At 64.7% G+C, this 3,268-nt stretch carries 4 protein-coding genes; 1 reads left to right on the forward strand and 3 read right to left on the reverse strand.

From position 1 onward, the window contains the following. The 3 genes from IV091_RS13955 to IV091_RS13965 all read right to left on the reverse strand — a co-directional run. Positions 1-634, reverse strand: a 634-nt coding sequence (locus tag IV091_RS13955; RefSeq protein ID WP_293469745.1) for an acyl-CoA dehydrogenase family protein, incomplete at its 3' end; no start/stop codon positions are given. Between the two features lie 2 nt (positions 635-636). Continuing rightward, positions 637-1,386 carry a TetR/AcrR family transcriptional regulator gene (locus IV091_RS13960; protein ID WP_293469747.1) on the reverse strand — a complete coding sequence of 250 codons (750 nt, stop codon included), beginning with the start codon at positions 1,384-1,386 and terminating at the stop codon, positions 637-639. 80 nt (positions 1,387-1,466) lie between these two features. Continuing rightward, positions 1,467-2,435 (reverse strand): LysR family transcriptional regulator, encoded by a 969-nt coding sequence (locus IV091_RS13965; protein ID WP_293469749.1) that lies wholly within the window; start codon positions 2,433-2,435, stop codon positions 1,467-1,469. Between the two features lie 69 nt (positions 2,436-2,504). Between IV091_RS13965 and IV091_RS13970 the strand changes: the two genes are divergently transcribed. After that, on the forward strand, positions 2,505-3,268 hold a 764-nt coding region (locus IV091_RS13970), incomplete at its 3' end, for a 3-hydroxyacyl-CoA dehydrogenase NAD-binding domain-containing protein (protein WP_293469751.1).

Raw genomic sequence — 3,268 nt, forward strand, 5'->3', positions numbered from 1 at the left:
CGATGTTGCTGGTCATGTCGTGCTCGCCGGCGCTGATGAAAATCTTGTTGCCGGTCAGCTGGTAGCTGCCGTCGGCCTGCGGTGAGGCGCGGGTAGCAAGCAGGCCCAGGTCGGTACCGCAATGCGGTTCGGTCAGGCACATGGTGCCGGTCCACTCGCCGCTGGTGAGCTTGGGCAGGTAGATCTTCTTTTGCGCGTCAGTGCCGTGGGCGTGCAGCGCCTCGTAGGCGCCGTGCGACAGGCCGGGGTACATGGTCCAGGCCTGGTTGGCCGAGTTCATCATTTCGTAGAAACACTGGTTGACCAAAAAAGGCAGGCCCTGGCCACCGTACTCGGGGTCGCAGCTCAGCGCCGCCCAGCCGCCTTCCACATACTTGGCATAGGCTTGCTTGAAGCCTTTGGGTGGCGTGACTTCATGGGTGGTTTTGTCGAGCGTGCAGCCCTCCTCGTCGCCGCTGATGTTGAGCGGAAAAGTTACTTCGGACGCGAACTTGCCGCCTTCTTCGAGCACGGCATTGATGGTGTCTGCGTCAATGTCGGCGTACTTGGGCAAGACCTTGAACTCGTCGGTGACCTTGAGCACCTCGTGCATGACGAATTGCATGTCGCGCAGGGGCGGGTTGTAGATGGGCATGGTTACTCCTGAGAAGGGGAAGAAAGGGGCGAAGAAAAAGCGGGGGTGGAAGCGGAGGCTGGGGGTGCCACGGCACCCTCACAGCCACAACGCCCCAGAATGTTGGAAAACGCCGTGTTGGCGCGCTCGATCGAGCCGGGCGTCTTCAGGAAACGGGCTTCATAGTGCAGCGCCAGGACCAGCCCGTGAATCTCGAAAGCGATCTGGTGCTCGTCGGTATCGGCGCGCAAATGGCCCGCCTCCCTGGCCTGCACCACCGCGCGGTTCAGGGCGGTCAGCCAGGTCTGCACGGAACTCGCCAGCGCATCCCGCACCGGGCCGGGCCGGTCGTCGAATTCAACCGCACCGCTGATGTAGAGGCAGCCCGAATCGATTTCAACCGAGGTTCGCATCATCCAGTTATGAAACAGCGCGCGCAGACGCGGCAAGCCGCGCGGCTGCTGCAGGGCCGGGAAAAAGACCTCTTCCTCAAAGCGGGCGTGGTATTCGCGGATCACCGAGATCTGCAGTTCTTCGCGCGACCCGAAATGCGCAAAGACGCCGGACTTGCTCATGTGCATGACCTCGGCCAGCGCACCAATGCTCAGGCCCTCCAGGCCGATCTGCGTGGCCAGGCCCAGGGCCGCATCCACAATGGCCGCCTTGGTTTGCTGGCCTTTGTGCTGGCTTTTTGACGCCACGCCCCCATTGGCAGGGGTGCGTGCGGCTTTCGCGGCTTTTGTGGTTTTCAGGGAAAGTGGGCTGGCGGGCATGGCACTGCAAAAAATAATAGAACGATCGTGCTATTTTGCAGGAAATTCCAGTTTTGCGCGCACCGCATGGTTACTTATTTTTAGGTGCCAGCTTCTAAGTTGGCCGCGGGTTTACCCTTTGTTCTTCTTGTCGGGCGGGTCTTAGGTGACAGGCGCGCCATCTCCTCGCGCAGCATCTCCACCAATGCAGCAGCAGCCGGCGACAAGCTGCGGTGACGGCGCGTCACCAGGCCGATGGGGCGCGCCATGTCGGGCTCCACCAGCGGTCGGCGCACCACGTTCGGCAGGGGCGCGACGGCCGCAGCCAGTTCAGGCAGCGCGGCCACGCCCAGACCGCAGGCCACCATCGCGGCAATGGTCGCCAGGTGCTCGACTTCATAGGCGGGCGCAAAGCGCAGGCGATGCTGCAGCAGCGCGGCGTCTGCATACTGGCGCACGCTGGCCGGCAGCGGCATGGAAATGTGCGTGAGCGCCGCCACGTCCATCCAGCGCAGCGGGCCACGCCCTTGGGCCAGCGCGTGGCCAGGCGGGATCAGCAAGACAAAGCTGTCGGCGGCCAGCGGCGTGTAGTCAAGGTCGGCATAGGCCGGATTGGCGGCGGTCAGCGCAAAGTCCACCTGACCGGCCCGCACCAGCTCAAACGCCGGGCCCGACAGCGTGTCGAACACCTGAAACTGCACGCCCGGGTAGCGCGCACTGAAGCGGGCGCAGGCCGCAGGCACCACGGTGGCGGCCAGCGACGGCAGCGCGGCCAGCTTGACGTTTCCCACCTGCAGTTCGGCCACGTTGCGCACCGCACGCACCGCCTCGTCGGTTTGGGTGCGCAGCAGCAAGGCCTGCTCGGCAAACACCTGGCCGGCCACGGTGAGCTGCACGTTGCGGGTGGTGCGGTCAAACAGGCGCACGGCAAGCGTTTCTTCAAGCCGCGTGATGACGCCGGACACCGCCGACTGCGACAGGTTGACCTGCACGGCGGTGCGGCGAAAGCTGAGGCTGCCTGCCAAAGCCAGAAAGACGTCGAGCTCGCGCACGGACCAATTGATCTGCATAGCCGATCAGTTTATCCATAAAAACGGTTGGACGATGCAATCTTCGCGGCCTAGACTGCACCCAACCTGATGAAAGACCCAGCTTTGACGCTTTTACCTGCCCTCCCCCAAAACACCCATGCCGTCGTTGTAGGCGGCGGCACCATGGGCGCCGACGTCGCCGTGGTGCTGGCGCGTGGCGGCTGCCGCGTGACGGTGATTGACCCCAACGAGTCCAGGCGCACGCCCTTGCAGGCCCATGTGCGCCAGGCCCTGGAACCGCTCGGGCTGGCGCGGCGCGCAGAGCGCGTGACGGCCGTGCCGACCCTGGAAGCGGTGCAGTGGGACGACGTGGCGCTGGTGGTCGAGTGCATTCCGGAAAACCTTGCCATGAAGCAGCAACTGTTTGCGCAATTGGTGAAGTGCGCGCCTGCAAGCACCGTGCTCGCCAGCAACAGCTCGAGCTTTCCGATCAGCGCGATTGCGCAGGGCCTGGACTCGCGCCAGCGCATGCTGGGCCTGCACTTTTTCATGCCGGCCCACCTGGTGCCGCTGGTTGAAGTGGTGCGGGGCCCGGACACCGACCCGGCGCAGGCCGACCGACTGTGCGCCTTCATGCGCGGCTGCGGCAGCGTGCCAGTGCTGGTGCGCAAGGACAAGCCCGGCTTTCTGGCCAACCGCCTGCAGCATGCGCTGGCCCGCGAAGCCTTTGCGATGATTGACGAAGGCATTGCCACCCCGGAAGATGTGGACGCCGCCGTGCGATTCGGCTTTGGCTTTCGCTACCTCGCCGCCGGCCCGGTGCTGCAGCGCGACCACGCCGGGCTGGACGTGCACTGCGCCGCCGCCGCCAC

The sequence above is a fragment of the Polaromonas sp. genome (assembly GCF_018780625.1).
Taxonomy (GTDB): Bacteria; Pseudomonadota; Gammaproteobacteria; order Burkholderiales; family Burkholderiaceae_C; genus Polaromonas.

Bases quoted from the DNA above. Each gene is read 5' to 3' on its own strand.
- IV091_RS13960 (WP_293469747.1), bottom strand. From the start codon at position 1,386: ATGCCCGCCAGCCCACTTTCCCTGAAAACCACAAAAGCCGCGAAAGCC.
- IV091_RS13965 (WP_293469749.1), bottom strand. From the start codon at position 2,435: ATGCAGATCAATTGGTCCGTGCGCGAGCTCGACGTCTTTCTGGCTTTG.